Genomic DNA, 17,615 nt, shown 5'->3' on the forward strand with positions numbered 1-17,615 from the left:
GCACACAGCCTTCTCAGGCTGTTCGGTTACGCTTACGTAGGTTGCCCACGTCGAAACCCGAATTTCGGGCACTGCACTCAACTGTTGGAGGACCCGGTGGCCATCACCGACATCAAAGAGTTCGCTCATCTCAGCGAAGCGGACATGGAAGCGTTCGGTCGTGAACTGGATGCGATTCGTCGAGACGTCGAAGACAGCCGCGGCGAGCGCGATGCCGCATACATCCGTCGGACCATCAGGCTGCAGCGGCTGCTCGAGCTCGGTGGCCGCGCGGTGCTGCTCGGCAGCAAGTATCGGCCGGCCTGGATCGCGGGCACGGCGATGCTCAGTGTCGCCAAGATCATCGAGAACATGGAGCTCGGCCACAATGTGATGCACGGGCAGTGGGACTGGATGAACGATCCGGAAATTCACTCCACCTCGTGGGAGTGGGATCAGACCGGACCGTCGGAGCAGTGGAAACGCGCTCACAACTACTCGCACCACACGTACACCAACATCGTCGGCATGGACGACGACATCGGCTTCGGCATCCTGCGCATGACCCGCGACGAGCCGTGGAAGCCGATCAACCTCGTTCAGCCGCTCGCCAACATCGTGCTGGCCACCACCTTCGAGTGGGGCATCGCACTGCACGATTACGACGCGCAGAAGCAGCTGGACGGCGAGGACGAGAAGGGTCTGCTGAAGTCTCCGGCGAGCCGCGCCTTCGCCCGCAAGATCGCCAAGCAGGTCGGTAAGGACTTCGTCCTGTTCCCGGCATTGTCCGGCCCGGCGTGGAAGTCCACGTTGACCGCCAACGCCACCGCCAACCTGGTCCGGAATCTGTGGGCGTACGCGGTGATCTTCTGCGGTCACTTCCCCGACGGAGCAGAGAAGTTCACGATCGGCCAGTTCGAGACCGAGACACGGCCCGAGTGGTACCTGCGTCAGATGCTGGGCAGTGCGAACTTCGAGGCCGGTCCCGTCATGGCGTTCATGAGCGGCAACCTTTGCTACCAGATCGAGCACCACATGTTCCCGGACCTGCCGAGCAACAGGTACCCGGAGATCGCCGAGAAGGTGCACGCTCTGTGCGAGAAGTACGACTTGCCTTACACCACGGGGTCTCTCGGCAAGCAGTACCTGCTGGCGCTGCGGACCATCCACAAGTTGTCGCTGCCCGACTCGTGGTTGCACGCCACGTCCGACAACGCTCCCGAGACGTCGTCCGAGCGGCGATGGCGGGTCGGCGATTCGCCCGCCGTCCATGCGCTCCGGATCGATCCGCTCACCGGGCAGCGTCGAGGCCTGCGTTCGGCAATGCAGGAGGCGCGCGTGAGCTTGCGCAACGCGAAGAAGGAAGCCAAGCGTCAGGCCAAAGCTCTCCGACGTTCGGGCGACCGCGTTCCGTTGTGAATCGTCACACAGATTTCCGCCCGTAACCTACGGGACCGTAAGTTACGATACGGTAGGTGACGGAATTGCACATGGCCTGATACGCGAGCTGTGTGTTCACGACTGCCAGGAGGTTGTTTCCCATGGCGATTACGGACGTCAAAGAATACGCGCATCTGACCGATGCCGACATCGAGGCGTTGGGCCACGAGCTCGACTCCATCCGGCGTGACATCGAAGCGTCCCGCGGTGAACGCGACGCCCGGTACGTCAAGAACACCATTCGCTTGCAGCGATCCCTCGACATCGGTGGCCGGGCCGTGCTCTTCGCCAGTCGCCGGCGTCCCGCGTGGCTCGTCGGCACTGCCATGCTCGGGGTTGCGAAGATCATCGAGAACATGGAGCTCGGCCACAACGTCATGCACGGCCAGTGGGACTGGATGAACGACCCGGAGATCCACTCCACCTCGTGGGAGTGGGACAACACGGGGCCGTCGGCTCACTGGAAGCAGACGCACAACTACATCCACCACAAGTACACCAACGTGCTGGGCATGGACGACGACGTCGGCTACGGTCTGCTCCGCGTCACCCGCGATCAGCGGTGGAAGCCCTTCAACATCGGCAACCCCGTCTACAATCTGCTGCTGCAGTTGTTCTTCGAGTACGGTGTGGCGCTTCAGCACCTCGAACTGGGCAAGGTGGCCAAGGGCCGGGTGCCGCGCGAGGAATTCGAGCAGAAGCGGCGCGAGGTGCTCGAGAAGGTCGGAAAGCAGATCGGCAAGGATTACATCCTCCATCCGCTGCTGACCGGTCCCGCCTGGAAGAGCACGTTGACCGCGAACATCGTCGCCAACATGATGCGCAACGTGTGGACCAACACCGTCATCTTCTGTGGACACTTCCCCGACGGTGCCGAGAAGTTCACCAAGTCCGACATGGAGGGCGAGACTCAGGGCCAGTGGTACCTGCGTCAGATGCTCGGCAGCGCGAACTTCAATGCCGGTCCCGTCATGGAGTTCATGAGCGGCAACCTGTGCTACCAGATCGAGCACCACCTGTTCCCGGACCTCCCCAGCAACCGCCTGCGGGAGATCAAGGTTCGAGTGCTCGAACTGGCAGAGAAGTACGACCTGCCGTACACGACCGGTTCGATCGTGCACCAGTACTTCCTGTCGTGGCGCACCATCGCGAAGCTGTCGCTGCCCAACAAGTACTTGAAGGCAACGAGCGACGACGCCCCCGAGACCGCGTCGGAGCGCAAGTGGGCCGATGCTCCCGCCGGCCTGTTCACCGTCGATCCCGAGACCGGCAAGCGTCGTGGTCTGCGCACCGCCATCGCAGAAACGAAGAAGCGCAAGGGAATTCGTCGGCTGGTCGGTAGGGCCGCGTAAGCCTTCCGCCGAGTTCGAGCCTGGTGGCAACCTGTTCCGGAACGGAATTCGTTGCTACCAGGCTTCGTTCGTTCGAACGGCCTCGAGGAGCAGGCGCACGGCCGCGACGCGACGGGCCGGATCTCCGGTGAGTGAGTCGAGGGCGCATTCGGGATCTGCCGGTGGGCCGAGATGTGTGCATCCTCGCGGACAGTTCTCGATCGTATCGGCCAGATCGGAGAACGCTGCGACGACGTTCTCGGGGGAGATGTGCGCCAGGCCGAACGACCGGATGCCGGGAGTGTCGACCACCCAACCGCCGCCGGGCAGCGGTAGCGCCACCGACTGCGTCGAGGTGTGACGACCCTTCCCGACGCCCGAGACCACTCCGGTGGCGCGATAGGCGTCGGGCACCAATCTGTTGACGAGCGTGGACTTTCCGACGCCCGAATGCCCGATGAGAGCGGTCACGTTGTCGGTGAGCATGGCGGTCAGCTCCGTGAGGTCCTCGGACTGACCTGCCAGCACCACCGGTACGTCGAGATCGGCGAAGGCCGCGGTGAATTCTTCGGGGTCGGCCAGATCGCTCTTGGTCAGGCACAGAACGGGTTCGAGTCCACCGACGTACGCGGCCACGAGTGCGCGCTCGACGAAGCCGGTGCGAGGCGGTGGGTCCGCGAGCGCCGCGACGATGAGCAGTCGGTCCGCGTTGGCCACCACCACGCGCTCGAACGGGTCGGTGTCGTCGGCGGTGCGCCGCAACACCGTGCGCCGCTCGGCCACGCGCACTATTCGGGCCAGAGTGTCGACCTTGCCCGACAGATCTCCGACGATACCGACCTCGTCTCCCACCACGATCGGAGTTCGACCGAGCTCACGGGCGCGCATGGTCACAACCGGACGAGACGGGTCGCCGCCGAGGACGCAGCCCCATCGGCCGCGGTCGACCGAGACCACCATGCCTGCTTCGGCGTCGTTGTGTTCGGGTCGAGTCTTGGTGCGTGGACGCGAACTCTTGCCCGGTCGGATACGAACGTCCGACTCGTCGTACCGGCGCGCGGTCAGGAGCCGACCCCACTGGGTGTGGATGCGGACAACATTGCGTCCCACAGCATCTCGAAGCCGGGGAGGGTCTTGGCGGTGGTGCCGATGTCGTCCACTTCCACGCCGGGTACACGCAGTCCGATGATCGCGCCTGCGGTGGCCATGCGGTGGTCGGCGTAGGAGTGCCAGACTCCTCCGTGCAGCGGTACCGGATCGATTCGGATGCCGTCGTCGGTTTCGACCGCGCTACCACCCAGTCGAACGATCTCGGTTGTCAGCGCAGCGAGTCGGTCGGTCTCGTGGCCGCGCAGGTGGGCGATGCCGCGCAGAATCGACGGCCCTTCGGCCAGTGCGGCGAGCGCCGCGACCGTCGGCGTCAGCTCGCCGACATCGTGGAGATCGAAGTCGATGCCGTGCAACGTATCCGGGCCCTCGACTGTCAGAATTTCTGCTGTCAGGTCCACCCGAGCTCCCATCAGCGCGAGTATCTCGCGAAAGACGTCGCCGGGCTGAGTGGTCGATTCGGGCCAATTCGGTACGCGCACTCGGCCTTTCGTCACCACCGCTGCAGCGAGGAAGGGGGTGGCGTTGGACAGGTCCGGCTCGATGCTCCACTCGATGGGTGCGACCGGACCCGGGTGCACCCGCCAGGTGTTCGCGTCTCCACCGGTCTCAGGGGTGTCCACGCGCACCCCGGCCCGCCGCAACATGTCCACGGTCATGTCGATGTGCGGCATGGACGGAACGGGCTTGCCGATGTGGTGGATTTCGATTCCCTCGTCGAATGCCGCCGCGGACAGCATCAGACCGGAGACGAACTGCGAGGAGCCGGAGGCGTCGATGTCGACGGATCCGCCGCGCAGCGAGCCGGTGCCGTGCATCGTGAACGGCAGCGCGCTGCCGTCGATCTCGGCCCCCACCGCGCGAAGAGCGTCGAGGATCGTGTCGAGCGGACGGATACGTGCCTGCTCGTCGCCGTCGAACGACACCTCGCCTGCGGCGAGCGCAGCCAGGGGCGGCACGAAGCGCATGACGGTGCCCGCCAGTCCGCACTCCACGGCTCCTCCGTGCAGCGGTGCCGGAGTCACACGCAACGCCGTCCTGTCGTCGTCCGCGGCGACGATCTCGATACCCAAGGTTGCCAGGGCATCGATCATGAGATCGGTGTCACGGCTGCGAAGGGCACCGGTGATCGTCGAGGAACCGGTGGCGAGCGAGGCGATGATCAGTGCGCGATTGGTGATCGATTTCGATCCGGGCAGAGTGACTGTCGCGTCGACGGGTGCGACGGCGGCGGGGGCTGTCCAATTGCTCACCCGTCCATCTTCTCTCATTCGGGATCAGCGCGCGGCGATGGGCGCTGATGTAGCGCGTGTGAGTCGGACCAGATCGGCTGGTGCGAGTTCGATCTCCAGCCCGCGTCGACCTCCACTGCACAGAATCGTCTCGAAATCGAGGGCCGAGACGTCGATCGCGGTCGGCAGGGATTTGCGTTGGCCGAGAGGTGAGATACCGCCGAAGACGTACCCGGAGGAGCGTTCGGCGGCAGCCCTGTCGGCCATGGTGATCTTTCGGGTGGACAGAGCGGCGGCCGCGGCCTTGAGCGAAAGCATCGCGGTCACCGGGACGATGGCCACCGCCAGCGTGCGATCCGCTCGTTCGACGACGAGAGTCTTGAAGACCTGTTCGGGACGAACGCCGAGCCTGTCGACGAGGATCTGTGCCGCCTCCTCGCCGTAGGACTGCGCCCGTGCATCGTGATCGTACGAATGCACGGTGTGGGCCACCTTTCGTGCGGTGAGCAGCGCGAGAGCGGGTGTGGACGCAGCCATTCACGGGACTCTAGCGACCCGTCGGGAACACGGCGGCGCGACGCCGTGTTGTGCAACAACAGATACGCATGCAGGCGGAAGGAATGACGAATGGCAGTGCTGACCGCGGGACGGCCCCTCGCGTTGAAGGGGGTGATCTCTTCGCAGAAGTCGACTTCGGGCGCGGTAGCCTGGGCGGTGGAAGCTATCGAAGGGATCAGCGTGACAGAAGCCAGTAATCCCGTCGCTGACGTGGACGACGAGAAGGCGATCGCGGAGCGCAGAGCTGCCGAGACCGAGGCAGAGTTGACCGAGCGCTTCGAGCGCGACGCGTTGCCGATGCTCGACCAGCTCTACGGCGCAGCTCTACGAATGACGCGTAACCCGGCCGACGCCGAGGACCTGGTTCAGGAGACGTTCGTGAAGGCCTACTCGGCGTTCCGATCGTTCCGTGAGGGCACGAACCTCAAGGCGTGGCTGTACCGAATTCTCACCAACACCTACATCAACTCCTACCGCAAGAAGCAGCGTCAGCCCGCTCAGTACCCGACCGACGAGATCAGTGACTGGCAGCTCGCCGCCACCGCCGAACACACGTCGACGGGCCTGCGTTCCGCCGAGGTCGAGGCCCTGGACGCGCTGCCGGACGACGACATCAAAGCAGCGTTGCAGTCTCTTCCCGAAGAGTTTCGGATGGCCGTGTACTACGCCGACGTCGAGGGGTTCCCGTACAAGGAGATCGCCGAGATCATGGGCACTCCCATCGGCACGGTGATGTCGCGTCTGCACCGCGGACGCAAGCAACTGCGGGGCCTGCTGGCTGGGGTCGCGCGTGAGCGAGGTTTCAACCGGGACGGCGCAGTCGACCGGCACGAGCAGGAGGTAGTCCAGTGACGGGCACCGGAAAGATCGACGGCGGAGCCGACGGCGACGCACAGTTCGAGCGCCTCGACTGCTCGGCAGTGATCGCGGACGTATGGGTGATGCTCGACAACGAATGTGACGAGGCGAGCCGGTCCCGTCTGCAGAAGCACATCGACGAATGCGGATCCTGCTTCGAGGCCTACGGAATCGAAGAGAAGGTCAAGCGGCTGATCTCGCGCAAGTGCGGGGGAGACCAGGCACCCGCCGGGCTGCGCGAACGACTCAGCGTCGAGATTCGACGGACCGTGTTGATTCGCCAGACCGACTCCGAGTAGTTACAGGTCGTACAACGACGAGGGGCCGAGAAGCAGTTGCTTCTCGGCCCCTCGCGGCTTGTGGCAAACCGTCAGCTGTTCGGACGTTTGCCGTGGTTGGCCTTGTTGCCCTTACGAGCACGCTTCTTACGTCCACGCTTTCCCATGATGGGCTCCTCTCGTTTGTTCACTACAGTCTCCCACGTGTGATTGGCTTACTGTGACGGGCCTGGTCTCCGATGGGTGTCCAGCGCAGTTCGTGGTGACGTGAGAGAGGGGTTCGCCGATGTCCGAGGACGTTCGCGCGGAGATGGTGTCGACGGTGTTTCAGGTGGTCGTGGCCCGAGGCGACGCCGTCGAAGTCGGTGACACCCTCGTGATCCTGGAATCGATGAAGATGGAAATTCCCGTGCTGGCCGAGACCTCCGGGACGGTCACGTCGGTGGACGTCGCTGTCGGCGACGTCATTCAGCAGGGCGACCTCATCGCCGTCGTCTCCTGAGCAACGGTCACGTGAGATCTCGTGTCGACCCTCAGTGACCTTCTGGCCGAACACACGGACCTCCCCGGCGTCGCGGTAGACCACCTTCAACGGGTCGTAGGCGAGTGGCAGCTGCTGGCCGACCTGTCGTTCGCCGACGTGCTGCTGTGGGTCGGCACCGACGACGTGTCCAGTGGAACCGCGGATGTGCTGTGTGTGGCCCAGTGCCGGCCGACCACCGCGCCCACGGTCTTCACTCACGACATCGTGGGAACGACGATCTCCGAATCCGAGCACCCCGACGTGATGGTCGCGCTGCAGCAGCGGGAAATCGTGCACGGAGGAGTGGTGACGCGGACCGAGAGCATTCCGGTGCGCTGCGGAGAGCACGTCATCGCAGTGCTGACCCGCGACACCAATCCCGCCCAGCTGCGACCGCCGAGCGCGCTCGAGGTGGCGTATCGAGAATGTGCCGACGACCTGTGTCTGATGATCAGTGAGGGGACCTTTCCCACCCCGGAGGAGCGCACCGATGTGAACTCGTCCCCGCGGGCAGGCGACGGATTCATCCGCGTCGACACCGAGGGCCGGGTGGACTACGCCAGTCCCAATGCGCTCTCGGCGTACCACCGGATGGGATTGACGACGGAGTTGTCCGGTCGAGATCTGGCCTCGGTCACCCGGTCTCTGGTCACGGACCCTTTCGACTCACAGGAGGTGTCCGACCACATCAGGTCGTCGCTCAGCGGCAACGTGGGCCACCGGATGGAGGTCGACGCACGTGGTGCCACCGTTCTGGTGCGCACGCTGGCTCTGCAGCCCCGGGGGAGGTCGGCCGGTGCGGCAGTGCTGATCCGCGATGTCACCGAGGTGAAGCGACGTGATCGTGCTCTGCTCAGCAAGGATGCGACGATCCGGGAGATCCATCATCGAGTGAAGAACAACCTGCAGACGGTGGCGGCATTGTTGCGATTGCAGTCGCGGCGACTCGAGAACGAGGAAGCGCGGACGGCGTTGTCCGAGTCGGTCCGTCGGGTGACGTCCATTGCTCTCGTGCACGAAATGCTGTCGATGTCGGTGGACGAGGAAGTGGACCTCGACGAGATCGTCGATCGTCTGGTGCCGATCATGTTGGACGTAGCGACGGTCAATCCGCGGGTTCGAGTGGTGCGCGAGGGCAAACTCGGAGTGTTCTCGGCCGAACGGGCGACGCCCTTGGTGATGGTCCTCACCGAGCTGGTGCAGAACGCGATGGAGCATGGATTCGACGCCGGGTCGGCCGGTGTCGTCCGAATCGGAGCCGACCGGTCCGCGAAGTGGCTGGACGTGGTCATCCACGACGACGGGCGTGGGTTGCCCCCAGGGTTCTCCTTGGAACGCTCGGAGGGTCTCGGGCTGCAGATCGTGCGCACGCTCGTGTCGGTGGAACTGAACGGATCGCTCGGTCTGCATCCGTCGGCGGGTGGGGGAACCGACGCGATGTTGAGGGTTCCTCTGGGACGGCGGGTGCCGAGGCCCTGATGCACGTTCTGTGAACAGTGCGTAACGCGCTCGTCGACGGCCCGTGGAACACAGAAGGTCCGAGGAACGCAGAAGGCCCGGTATCCGCTTGGTGGATACCGGGCCCTGCTGATTGCTGCGTAAGCGTCCTAGACGGAGCTGCGTGCGCGCGTACGTGCGTTGCGTCGCTTGAGTGCACGGCGCTCGTCTTCACTCATTGCGCCCCATACTCCTGCATCCTGGCCGGATTCGAGTGCCCAGGACAGGCATTCAGCGGTGACGGGGCACCGAGTACAGACGACTTTGGCATCGGCGATCTGCGCGAGCGCCGGACCACTGTTTCCCACCGGGAAAAATAGTTCCGGATCTTCATCGCGACAAATAGCCTTGTGGCGCCAGTCCATCCTCTGCTCCTTACCGGGCGCCGAAGCGCCGTTTCGTTTCTCTTCTGTTCACGAGTGGGTAACCAATGTTTCCGCACTGTTGCTTGTGAATGCTTTCACGAACTCAGGTGAAGTCAAGGGGTACGCGCGTGACCGTGGTCAAGCTCACTCTGTTAGGCTCGCTTTAGCCTTCTGCGCTCCTTTGTACCCCGAGTGAGCAGATTTCGCTCGTGATTTCACAGAAAGTGCGCTCTGCGTCGCAGTAGGGGCTCTATGTCTGCGACCCTCACATGCTCGGCGCAACCACTTCCAGAGCGTCGGGAGTGGAGAAGAACTCGGCCTCGGTGCGTTCGCCCAAGTAGTCCCCGTCCATCTGCAGACCGACCGGCTCTGTCGAGGAAATTCTGACACTCGGCACATCGTCGATTCGAATCAGCTTGCGAGACTTCGGTTCTGCACCCTTCGCAAGCAACTGGCGAGACACCCGCAAGGTAGGGAACAACGCAGTCGAGCGCATGCCGAACACTCCCAGACCTGAATCGAAACCGGTACCCGGATTGGTGTGCACCGGCCTGGCGTTCAAATACGTCCACGGACTCGAATTCGACACGAACGCATAATGCACACCCTCGAACGGATCCTGACCCGGAACCTCCACCGTCAACCGAGCCGGCCGCCGCTTGTGTTTGAAGAACTCCTGCACTGCCGACCGCAGATAGCGCGTCGCGGACACCGGCTTGCCATCCTTACGACTGGCATCGATCGCCCGACACACGTCGGCATCCAGACCCATGCCCGCATTGAACGTGAACCAACGATTGTCGCAGTGCCCCAACCCGATCGTCCGCCGCGCCCGCGCATCGAGCAGCCCGATCAACTGATTCGTCGCCGCCACCGGATCCGCCTCGATACCGAGCGAACGAGCGAACACATTCGCACTACCGCCGGGAACGACCGCGATCGGCGGAATCGCACCGATCGTCACCGCCTGCATCGACGTCGGCAACGGCACCCCGAGCAAACCGTTGATCACCTCGTTGACCGTCCCGTCACCACCGTGAACGATCACCAGGCCCATCCCGTCCTCACGGGCACCCCGAGCAAGCTCCGACGCATGATCACGATGGGTCGTCTGCGCAACCGTCACCCGCACCCGGCTCGACAACGCATGAGCCAACAGATCCCGAGCCGCAGCCGTCGTAGAAGTCGCATTGGGATTGACGATCAGCAGCGCACGCACGAGGACTGACACTAACCGGGTCGTTCCGCAGGCTCCACTCCGGTCACCTGGGTCGTTCCGCGGGCTTCACTCCGGTCACCTGGGTCGTTCCGCGGGCTTCACTCCGGTCACCTGGGTCGTTCCGCGGGCTTCACTCCCGGCCCAGGGTCGTTCCGCGGGCTTCACTCCCGGTTGCCTAGGCTGGTCGCGTGTCCACCTCACCCGAGAACCTCACCCCGCCGGCCACGTTTCGATCCGCCGGGGCGCTCGTCGCAGCGCAGGGCGCGGCGTCGTTGGTGGCCGCGATCGTCCTGCTCGTCCGAGCGTTCTCCGGAGAAGGGGACAACGCCGTGGCCAACGGGTACGGCACCGCGGGGTGGTTCGGCGTCCTGGGCATCGGAGTCGGGGCGGCAGGCGTGGCCCTCTTCCTCGGAAAACGCTGGGGACGATCCATCGCCACCGTCGTACAGCTCCTGCTGCTGCCCGTCGTGTGGTCGCTGTTGACCGGATCGCATCAGACCGTCTACGGCGTCGCCCTCGGAGTCGTGGTCGTCGGCGTGCTCGTGTTGCTGTTCAGCCCGCCGTCCTCCCGGTGGATGGCCGCCGAGTACAGCGACGTCGACGACGACCTCCGGTGACGTAGTCGTTCAACGCGCCTGAATCGCCAGGTCGGCCAACGCATCCTCGGTCAGGCGGAACGTGGTCCACTCGTCCTGTGGCTCTGCCCCGAGCGATCGGTAGAAGCCGATCGACGGAGTGTTCCAGTCCAGAACCGACCAGGCCAACCGCGTGTACCCCCGATCGACGCACTCGGCGGCCAACGCGGCGAGCAGGGCGGTTCCGAAGCCTCCTCCTCGCGCAGCGGGCTGCACGTAGAGATCCTCCAGATAGATTCCGTTGACTCCGTCCCACGTGGAGAAGTTCAAGAACCACAGCGCGCACCCCACCACCGTCCCCTCGTGCTCGGCGACATGCGCGAACACGGACGGCTGAGCTCCGAACAGCGCAGAGCGAAGCTGCTCGTCTCGGACGGTGCACAGCGAGGACGACTTCTCGTAGGCGGCGAGCTCGTGCACGAGAGCGGTGATGGCGGGAACATCGGCCTCCGTGGCGCGGCGAATCATCGTGGATTTCCTTTCGGTGCCGTGGCAGCGGTGAGAATCGAAGGGTGCACGTTGTGCGCGACGAGCTGGCGAAACGAATGCTCGAATCCCAGCAACGAGTACGCGGCGGGCGAGAGGGCGAAGCGTTTGCCCTCGGTGATGGGGGCCTCGGTCCAGCCGGCGATCAGTGCACGCGAGAAGTGGCCGTGGCCGACCAGCACGACGTCGCGGCCGCTCAACAACGGCAGGACGACCGAGAGCACCAGTTCGACGCGCACGGCGATGTCGCCGATGGACTCACCACCCGGACACGGATGAGTCCAGACGGTCCAGTGCGGCACCGTCTCGTGGATCTGCGTCGACGTGATGCCCTCGTAGTCGCCGTAGTCCCACTCCGACAACGAATCCCACGTTCGATCGACCTGCAGGCCCGCGAGCTCGGCTGTTCGACGGGCGCGCTCGCGCGGACTGGTGATCACCAAGGGATCGTGCAGGTTCAGTAGTCGGAGGAGCGATCCGGCCTCGACGGCCTGTTGCTCGCCGGTACTCGTGAGAGGAACGTCGGTGTTGCCGGTGTGCTTACCGGCCAGCGCCCATTCGGTCTCGCCGTGTCGGAGTAGAACGACTCTGCCTGCCTCGACGCCGCCGTGTGTGGTCATGCAACGATCATGCCTGCCGTCCGAATGTGGCCCTTGTCATAGGTGGCCTGCGGATGTGTCCGATTTGTCGATTGAGTACAGACCTACCGGCCGGTTACATTCGTCTCGAATCTTCCCCCTCTCGGGCGACGCAGCACTGCCCGTCGTGCGCCCCGGCCTGCCTCACAGCTCCTTCTCATCGACCTGGAGAACCATGACCGACCTGCAGAAGCCCGCGTCGTCCGATGCACCGGAGAAGCTCGACGGCGCATTGTTGAAGATCGCCGGGGTGGTTGTGCTCGGGGCCATCATGTCCATACTCGACGTGACCGTCGTCAGCGTCGCGCTCCGAACGTTCACCGACGTCTTCGACACCACCTACGCCAACGCCGCATGGACGATGACGGGCTACACGCTCGCCCTGGCCACCGTCATACCGCTGACCGGGTGGGCTGCCGATCGGTTCGGAACCAAGCGCCTCTACATCACTGCATTGGTGCTGTTCGTTCTCGGTTCGGTGCTGTGCAGCTTCGCCTGGGACATCACGTCGCTCATCGTCTTCCGAGTGCTGCAGGGACTCGGCGGTGGCATGTTGATGCCACTGGGCATGACGATCATGACGCGCGCCGCCGGCCCGGAGCGGATCGGGCGCGTGATGGCCGTGCTGGGTGTACCGATGCTCATCGGGCCGATCGCAGGGCCCATCCTGGGCGGCTGGCTGATCGAGGCAGCGAGCTGGCACTGGATCTTCCTCATCAACCTGCCGATCGGCATCCTCGCCCTGATCGCGGCCGTGATGATCTTCCCCAAGGACAACCCGACTCCGTCCGAGTCCTTCGATTTCCGCGGCATGCTGATGCTCTCGCCAGGCCTGGCGCTGTTCCTCTACGGCGCGTCCTCGGTCGTCGAAACCGAAACCGTTCTCGCGGTCAAGGTGCTGGTCCCGGTCATCGTCGGGCTCGTGCTGATCGTCCTGTTCGTATTCCATGCCCTGCGCGTGCAGCATCCCCTGATCGATCTACGGCTGTTCGGGAACAGATCGCTGACCGTGGCCGTGATCACCACGACGCTCTTCATGGTCGCCTTCATGGGCGCGGGTCTGCTGTTCCCGAGCTATTTCCTGCTTCGCGGCGAAACGACGTTGACCGCCGGGCTGCTGCTCGCACCACAGGGCATCGGCGCGATGATCGCGATGCCGATCGCCGGAGTGATCGCCGACAAGTTCGGTCCCGGCAGGATCGTGCTGGTGGGCATGGTGTTCATCACCGCAGGAATGGCGGTGTTCACGCAGGTCGGCACCGACACCTCCTACTCACTGCTCATCGGCGCACTGTTCGTCATGGGACTGGGCCTCGGTTCGACGATGATGCCCATCATGACGGCTGCTCTGCAGACGTTGACCGACGAGACGGTTGCACGCGGCTCGACGTTGATGAACATCGTTCAGCAAGCAGCCGGGTCGATCGGTACTGCGCTGATGTCGGTGGTGCTGACCGCTCAGCAGAAGCCCGCACTGACCGCGACCAGCCAGGTCGAGGCCTTCGACATCTCGGCGAGGGCCTTCGGCACCACCTTCATGGTTGCGTTGGTTCTGATCGTCCTCACGTTCGTTCCCGCCTTCTTCCTGCCCCGAACGAAGCACGTGACCGAGCGGTCCGCGGCACCGATCGCGCTGCACTGACGCGCCCGAGAGATGCCGAACCCTCGCTCATCGGCTCGATGTAGGCAAGGATCAGGGCCGTGACGACAATTCTCGCGGTAGCGAATCAGAAGGGCGGCGTCGCCAAGACCACCACGGTGGCTTCGCTCGCGGCTGCGCTGCATGCTCTCGATCGACGAGTCCTGGTGGTCGACCTCGATCCGCAGGGCTGTCTGACGTTCTCGCTCGGGCACAACCCGGACAAGCTCGATTCCTCGGTCCACGAAGTGCTGACCGGGGATGCCAAGGTCGAGGACGTACTGATCGAGACCGCGGAAGGAATCGTGCTGCTGCCGGCGACGATCGATCTCGCCGGCGCGGAAGCGTTGCTGCTGATGCGTGCGGGTCGCGAATTCGCACTCAAGCGGGCGCTCGCACCGATCCTCGAGGATTTCGATGTCGTCGTCATCGATTGTCCGCCGTCGCTGGGAGTGCTGACCCTCAACGGCCTCACCGCCGCACAGTCGGTGCTCGTGCCTCTGCAATGCGAGACTCTCGCGCATCGCGGGGTCGGGCAGCTGTTGCGAACGGTGTCCGAGGTACAACAGATCACCAACCCCGATCTGGCGTTGCTCGGTGCCCTCCCCACACTGTTCGACGCCCGCACCACGCACAGCAGGGATGTGCTCGGCGATGTCTCGGACCGCTATTCGATGCCGGTTCTCGCGCCGCCGATTCCGCGAACCGTACGCTTCGCCGAGGCCAGTGCATCGGGCGCGACGGTACTCTCGGGCCGAAAAAACAAGGGCGCGCAGGCCTATCGAGAACTCGCCGAGAATCTGTTGGCGTACTGGGACGGCGGAGCCGATCTGAAGACCTACGATCCGGCGGAGTAGACCGAGGCCCGTGCCGGCGCGTCAGCCGAGAGCGACCACGTCGGAACCGCGTTGCTCGACGACCACATCACCGATCACCGACATCTGTATCGGTCCGTCGTAATCGCCTCGGTCGACCGGAATGTCGGCCGTCGAGGCGCCGGTGGCGAGATCGACCACCGAGATGCCGTCGGGCACGGGTACGAGAAGTCGGCCGGCCATGACCGCTCCACTTCCGAGGGCTCCGGGGACGGTCCACAGAGGACCGAGACTGTTGGCATCGAACGCCTGGACCCCGGCACCGGTGAACCAGGTGAGCACCGAACCTGCCTTCGTCGCAGGCACATTCGGAGAGGCACGGGTAGGGGAGGAGACGGCCGGGAGAATGAATTCGGATATCTTCGCGGCCGTGTCGTCGTAGAGTCCCACCCGGTCGGGCGCGCCGTTCTCCGCTGGGATGTACAGCGCGACGATGTTGCCCGTGATCGCGATGATCCGCCCGGCAGTCGGTGCGTCGGGTCCGGGAACGAGTTCCGGTACCACCGTCGACCCGTACTCCTCGGGTTCGCTCGCGTCCTTGGGTGCTGGATTGATCAGTGACAATCGGGCCGCAGTCTCTCCCGGGCACTGTTCCAGTACGGCCGTCCGTGCGTTCGTCGACCCCGAGGACAGCAGCGTGCACCCGGTTCTGGGCTGACTGCCCGGATTGACCGGGGCATCGACGCGACCGTATTCGAGGGTGCGAACCATGTCCGACCGCCACAGCTCCATGCGGGTGTCGCCCCTCGACGTCACGTACGTGCCATCGGAGGACAGTCGGATCGCATCGTCGGCGTCGGATGTGCGTTGTGCCTTGCGTTCTCCGGTTGCTCCGTCGAGTTCGGTCACCTGAGAGCAGCCGCGGTCGTCGCGGTAGACCGCGACTGCGGTGTTCCACGACGCGACCACCGAGCAGAGCGGGAGATCGCGTGTGTACGACCAGGATTGCTCACCGGACCGTGGATCACGGCCGAGGACGGAGCCCCCGTCCGCAGTCACCACCGTGGATCCGGTGACGACAGGAAGCGGGGTTCGCGTCGAATCCGTTGCTGCGCTCGGCGCGCGCCACAATTCGGTGAGCGCCGTAGGCACCGCGGCTGCGGGTTCGGCCTGAGGCAGTGGCTCGTCGGCCGGCATCGATGTAGTTCCGCGAGCATCACCGGTGAACCACGCGATGCTCGCGGCAACCACCACGACCACTGCGATGACGGCGGCGACGACGAGGTCGGTTCTCGTCCGACGTTCTGGAGCCAGCACGGCGGGAGATTACTCCGATGCGCTCGCAGTCGAAGGTCCGGCATCGGCGGACGATCCACTGGGGCGACGACGCCTGCGGCGGCGCGGAGCAGTCTTCGTCACCGTGCCTGTGGACCCCGCATCCGACGTATCCGATTGCTCGGCAACCGAATTCGCGGCTGGTGCGGAATCGGCCGATGCGACGGAGGTGGCGGCGGCGTTGTCGCCGTCCTGACCTGCGCGGGTGCGACGGCGACTGCGCGAGCGGCGCGGCTTGGTCGCCGTCGACGCGTCGGCCGCAGGCGCTGCTGTCGCCTCGCCGTCTTCGTCCGTCTTCTCCGGGGCGCGCGAGGGTGCCTTGCGTACGGTGCCGGTGGCGTCGGTGGCGATACCGAGGTCGGTGAACAGATGCGGTGAGCTCGAGTAGGTCTCGACCGGATCCGGCATGCCGAGATCGAGAGCCTTGTCGATCAGCTGCCAACGGGGGATGTCGTCCCAGTCGACCAGAGTGACCGCGATGCCGGTGCGTCCTGCACGGCCGGTGCGGCCGATGCGGTGCACGTAGGTCTTCTCGTCCTCGGGGCACTGGTAGTTGATGACGTGGGTGACGTCGTCGATGTCGATACCGCGTGCTGCGACGTCGGTCGCCACCAGAACGTCGATCTTGCCCGTTCGGAACGACTTGAGGGCTTTCTCACGCTGGACCTGGCCGAGGTCGCCGTGCACGGCACCGACCGAATATCCGCGCTCGGCCAATTCGTCGGCGACCTTCTGGGCGGTGCGCTTGGTGCGGGTGAACACCATCGTCGCGCCGCGACCCTCGGCCTTGAGGACCTTGGCGACCATCTCGACCTTGTCCAGGGCGTGGGCCCGGTAGACGTGCTGGGCGGTGCGGTCGTGGACGGCCGAGGACTCGGCCTCTTCGGCGCGGATGTGCGTCGGCTGCGTCAGGAACGTCCGGGCCAGGGTGATGATCGGACCCGGCATCGTGGCCGAGAAGAGCATCGTCTGACGCTTGTCGGGCACCATGCCGAGGATGCGTTCGATGTCGGGGAGGAACCCGAGGTCGAGCATCTCGTCGGCCTCGTCGAGAACCAGGACCCCGACCTTGCCGAGGATCAGGTGGTTCTGCTTGGCGAGGTCGAGCAGACGGCCCGGGGTACCGACGACGACGTCGACGCCGTTCTGCAGCGCGCTGATCTGCGCCTCGTACGGACGGCCACCGTAGATGGAGAGCACCTTGACGGGACCGTTCGCGCCGCTGAGGTATTTGGACGCGTTCTCGAGGTCGGAGCTGACCTGAACGCACAGTTCACGGGTCGGCACGATCACCAGGGCGCGGGGGGTGCCGTCGAGCGGGGAGGTGCCGGAGTTGTCCGTGGCGAGTCGGTGCAGCAGGGGAACACCGAAGCCGAACGTCTTGCCCATTCCGGTGCGTGCCTGACCGATGAGGTCGTCGCCCGCGATGGCGAGTGGCAGCGTCAACTCCTGGATGGCGAACGTGCGCTCGATTCCCATCTCGGAGAGCGCGCGAACGATGGAGGGATCCACGTTCAGCTCGGCGAAAGTGGGGGGTACGTGCGTGTCGTCCAGCTGCGCCGACAGCGTGGTGTCGCCGGTGTCGGACTCTTGGTCGATGACTATCTTGCTCAGGGGACTGGCCTTCCTCGTGGTCGAACGTGCGCACGAGGAAGGGCATAGGCCTATTGCCGGCCGAAG

19 protein-coding genes are annotated in these 17,615 nt (G+C 64.8%); 9 read left to right on the plus strand and 10 right to left on the minus strand.

Annotation, left to right across the window (positions count from 1 at the left end; all coding sequences use genetic code 11):
* Positions 1 to 96: 96 nt before the first annotated feature.
* Complete coding sequence (locus CH271_RS15170) at positions 97 to 1,398, plus strand: fatty acid desaturase family protein (protein WP_094634517.1); 1,302 nt, start codon at positions 97 to 99, stop codon at positions 1,396 to 1,398.
* 122 nt (positions 1,399 to 1,520) lie between these two features.
* A complete protein-coding gene (locus CH271_RS15175) occupies positions 1,521 to 2,771 on the plus strand; it encodes a fatty acid desaturase family protein (protein ID WP_037189901.1) in 1,251 nt (416 codons plus the stop codon).
* A 54-nt stretch (positions 2,772 to 2,825) separates the two neighbouring features.
* Here CH271_RS15175 and rsgA read toward each other — a convergent pair whose 3' ends face one another.
* Genes rsgA through ybaK form a run of 3 tightly spaced genes read right to left on the minus strand, consistent with a single transcriptional unit; the run spans position 2,826 to position 5,626 of the window.
* Positions 2,826 to 3,860 carry a ribosome small subunit-dependent GTPase A gene (gene rsgA / locus CH271_RS15180; protein ID WP_170946052.1) on the minus strand — a complete coding sequence of 345 codons (1,035 nt, stop codon included), beginning with the start codon at positions 3,858 to 3,860 and terminating at the stop codon, positions 2,826 to 2,828.
* Complete coding sequence (gene aroA, locus CH271_RS15185) at positions 3,812 to 5,128, minus strand: 3-phosphoshikimate 1-carboxyvinyltransferase (RefSeq protein WP_094634139.1); 1,317 nt, start codon at positions 5,126 to 5,128, stop codon at positions 3,812 to 3,814. The genes rsgA and aroA overlap by 49 nt, the downstream gene beginning before the upstream one ends.
* 6 nt (positions 5,129 to 5,134) lie before the next feature.
* Positions 5,135 to 5,626, minus strand: coding sequence for a Cys-tRNA(Pro) deacylase (gene ybaK, locus CH271_RS15190; RefSeq protein ID WP_037189898.1), 492 nt, complete (start codon positions 5,624 to 5,626; stop codon positions 5,135 to 5,137).
* A 90-nt stretch (positions 5,627 to 5,716) separates the two neighbouring features.
* Between ybaK and CH271_RS15195 the strand changes: the two genes are divergently transcribed.
* Positions 5,717 to 6,499, plus strand: a complete 783-nt coding sequence (locus tag CH271_RS15195; RefSeq protein ID WP_094634140.1) for a sigma-70 family RNA polymerase sigma factor — start codon at positions 5,717 to 5,719, stop codon at positions 6,497 to 6,499.
* The gene (gene rsrA / locus CH271_RS15200) at positions 6,496 to 6,804 is read left to right on the plus strand and encodes a mycothiol system anti-sigma-R factor (protein WP_255137416.1); all 309 of its coding nucleotides are present in this window, start codon (positions 6,496 to 6,498) and stop codon (positions 6,802 to 6,804) included. The genes CH271_RS15195 and rsrA overlap by 4 nt, the downstream gene beginning before the upstream one ends.
* Positions 6,805 to 6,875: 71 nt before the next feature.
* On the opposite strand, the gene CH271_RS29595 is transcribed toward rsrA, so the two are convergent.
* Entirely contained in the window at positions 6,876 to 6,950 is a 75-nt protein-coding gene (locus CH271_RS29595; RefSeq protein WP_370878772.1) for a 50S ribosomal protein bL37, read from the minus strand.
* A 119-nt stretch (positions 6,951 to 7,069) separates the two neighbouring features.
* Between CH271_RS29595 and CH271_RS15205 the strand changes: the two genes are divergently transcribed.
* Together CH271_RS15205 and CH271_RS15210 are read left to right on the plus strand one after the other, a co-directional pair.
* Positions 7,070 to 7,285, plus strand: coding sequence for a biotin/lipoyl-binding carrier protein (locus tag CH271_RS15205; RefSeq protein WP_037189892.1), 216 nt, complete (start codon positions 7,070 to 7,072; stop codon positions 7,283 to 7,285).
* Between the two features lie 21 nt (positions 7,286 to 7,306).
* The gene (locus CH271_RS15210; RefSeq protein ID WP_037189891.1) at positions 7,307 to 8,785 is read left to right on the plus strand and encodes a sensor histidine kinase; all 1,479 of its coding nucleotides are present in this window, start codon (positions 7,307 to 7,309) and stop codon (positions 8,783 to 8,785) included.
* 128 nt (positions 8,786 to 8,913) lie between these two features.
* Here CH271_RS15210 and CH271_RS15215 read toward each other — a convergent pair whose 3' ends face one another.
* Entirely contained in the window at positions 8,914 to 9,168 is a 255-nt protein-coding gene (locus CH271_RS15215; RefSeq protein ID WP_032366305.1) for a WhiB family transcriptional regulator, read from the minus strand.
* A gap of 265 nt (positions 9,169 to 9,433) precedes the next feature.
* Positions 9,434 to 10,387 (minus strand): diacylglycerol/lipid kinase family protein, encoded by a 954-nt coding sequence (locus tag CH271_RS15220; protein WP_094634141.1) that lies wholly within the window; start codon positions 10,385 to 10,387, stop codon positions 9,434 to 9,436.
* Between the two features lie 188 nt (positions 10,388 to 10,575).
* Between CH271_RS15220 and CH271_RS15225 the strand changes: the two genes are divergently transcribed.
* Positions 10,576 to 11,004 (plus strand): hypothetical protein, encoded by a 429-nt coding sequence (locus CH271_RS15225; protein ID WP_037189885.1) that lies wholly within the window; start codon positions 10,576 to 10,578, stop codon positions 11,002 to 11,004.
* 9 nt (positions 11,005 to 11,013) lie between these two features.
* Here the strand turns inward: CH271_RS15225 and CH271_RS15230 are convergent, their stop codons facing one another.
* Positions 11,014 to 11,490 carry a GNAT family N-acetyltransferase gene (locus CH271_RS15230; protein WP_037189882.1) on the minus strand — a complete coding sequence of 159 codons (477 nt, stop codon included), beginning with the start codon at positions 11,488 to 11,490 and terminating at the stop codon, positions 11,014 to 11,016.
* The gene (locus CH271_RS15235) at positions 11,487 to 12,128 is read right to left on the minus strand and encodes an acid phosphatase (RefSeq protein ID WP_094634142.1); all 642 of its coding nucleotides are present in this window, start codon (positions 12,126 to 12,128) and stop codon (positions 11,487 to 11,489) included. The genes CH271_RS15230 and CH271_RS15235 overlap by 4 nt, the downstream gene beginning before the upstream one ends.
* Positions 12,129 to 12,321: 193 nt before the next feature.
* Here CH271_RS15235 and CH271_RS15240 point away from each other — a divergent pair, with 193 nt between their 5' ends.
* Both CH271_RS15240 and CH271_RS15245 read left to right on the plus strand, forming a co-directional pair.
* Positions 12,322 to 13,788: a DHA2 family efflux MFS transporter permease subunit gene (locus CH271_RS15240; protein ID WP_037189879.1), complete on the plus strand. Its 1,467-nt coding sequence runs from the start codon at positions 12,322 to 12,324 to the stop codon at positions 13,786 to 13,788.
* A gap of 59 nt (positions 13,789 to 13,847) precedes the next feature.
* Complete coding sequence (locus CH271_RS15245; protein WP_037189876.1) at positions 13,848 to 14,642, plus strand: ParA family protein; 795 nt, start codon at positions 13,848 to 13,850, stop codon at positions 14,640 to 14,642.
* Between the two features lie 21 nt (positions 14,643 to 14,663).
* Here the strand turns inward: CH271_RS15245 and CH271_RS15250 are convergent, their stop codons facing one another.
* Together CH271_RS15250 and CH271_RS15255 are read right to left on the minus strand one after the other, a co-directional pair.
* Complete coding sequence (locus CH271_RS15250; protein WP_094634143.1) at positions 14,664 to 15,917, minus strand: Rv3212 family protein; 1,254 nt, start codon at positions 15,915 to 15,917, stop codon at positions 14,664 to 14,666.
* Between the two features lie 9 nt (positions 15,918 to 15,926).
* Positions 15,927 to 17,447 carry a DEAD/DEAH box helicase gene (locus CH271_RS15255; RefSeq protein WP_230596229.1) on the minus strand — a complete coding sequence of 507 codons (1,521 nt, stop codon included), beginning with the start codon at positions 17,445 to 17,447 and terminating at the stop codon, positions 15,927 to 15,929.
* Positions 17,448 to 17,615: the final 168 nt, after the last annotated feature.

Source organism: Rhodococcus sp. 05-340-2 (assembly GCF_002258915.1).
In the GTDB taxonomy this organism is placed as follows: Bacteria; Actinomycetota; Actinomycetes; order Mycobacteriales; family Mycobacteriaceae; genus Rhodococcoides.

Bases quoted from the DNA above. Each gene is read 5' to 3' on its own strand.
- CH271_RS15175 (WP_037189901.1), top strand. From the start codon at position 1,521: ATGGCGATTACGGACGTCAAAGAATACGCGCATCTGACCGATGCCGAC.
- aroA (WP_094634139.1), bottom strand. From the start codon at position 5,128: ATGAGAGAAGATGGACGGGTGAGCAATTGGACAGCCCCCGCCGCCGTC.
- ybaK (WP_037189898.1), bottom strand. From the start codon at position 5,626: ATGGCTGCGTCCACACCCGCTCTCGCGCTGCTCACCGCACGAAAGGTG.
- CH271_RS15195 (WP_094634140.1), top strand. From the start codon at position 5,717: ATGGCAGTGCTGACCGCGGGACGGCCCCTCGCGTTGAAGGGGGTGATC.
- CH271_RS15205 (WP_037189892.1), top strand. From the start codon at position 7,070: ATGTCCGAGGACGTTCGCGCGGAGATGGTGTCGACGGTGTTTCAGGTG.
- CH271_RS15215 (WP_032366305.1), bottom strand. From the start codon at position 9,168: ATGGACTGGCGCCACAAGGCTATTTGTCGCGATGAAGATCCGGAACTA.
- CH271_RS15230 (WP_037189882.1), bottom strand. From the start codon at position 11,490: ATGATTCGCCGCGCCACGGAGGCCGATGTTCCCGCCATCACCGCTCTC.
- CH271_RS15235 (WP_094634142.1), bottom strand. From the start codon at position 12,128: ATGACCACACACGGCGGCGTCGAGGCAGGCAGAGTCGTTCTACTCCGA.
- CH271_RS15240 (WP_037189879.1), top strand. From the start codon at position 12,322: ATGACCGACCTGCAGAAGCCCGCGTCGTCCGATGCACCGGAGAAGCTC.